Source organism: Wolbachia endosymbiont of Tuta absoluta (genome assembly GCF_059414725.1).
Window position 1 is genome coordinate 1 of record NZ_JBNRJY010000467.1, and the last position, 509, is coordinate 509.

1 rRNA gene and 1 pseudogene are annotated in these 509 nt (G+C 50.3%); one reads left to right on the plus strand and one right to left on the minus strand.

Annotated features, from left to right (window positions below):
- Positions 1-275: ribosomal RNA gene (locus tag ACJ5GX_RS05065) — 23S ribosomal RNA — on the plus strand; the annotation flags it as partial.
- A gap of 42 nt (positions 276-317) precedes the next feature.
- Here ACJ5GX_RS05065 and ACJ5GX_RS05070 read toward each other — a convergent pair.
- Positions 318-485: pseudogene (locus ACJ5GX_RS05070) on the minus strand (sigma factor); the annotation flags it as partial.
- Positions 486-509 lie beyond the last annotated feature (24 nt).

Below are 509 nucleotides of genomic sequence, written 5' to 3' on the forward strand. Positions count from 1 at the left end.
TAACTTCGGGAGAAAGGTCGCCAGCAGCAATGCTGGCCGCAGTGAAAAGGTCCAGGCGACTGTTTATCAAAAACACAGGGCTCTGCCAAATCGTAAGATGAAGTATAGGGCCTGACACCTGCCCGGTGCTGGAAGGTTAAGAGGAGATGTTATCTTCGGAGAAGCATTGAATTGAAGCCCCAGTAAACGGCGGCCGTAACTATAACGGTCCTAAGGTAGCGAAATTCCTTGTCGGGTAAGTTCCGACCTGCACGAATGGTGTAACGATCGATCACCAGATTGCGTGCCGAACGGAAGAGATAGGCCTGATAGGAATGCTCGATTTCGAGGCGCTCCATCCTGTCCCAGAGATTCGCAAAGATCTCCTGCACAATATCACGGGCCTCATCGCGGTCGTCCAGCATCCGAAAAACATGCACATACAGCTTGACCCAGTTTTCTTCATAAAGCTGGGTAAACAATTGTCGGACATGGGCTACTTTCATCGTGATGGCTTAGTTAAGTGTCGG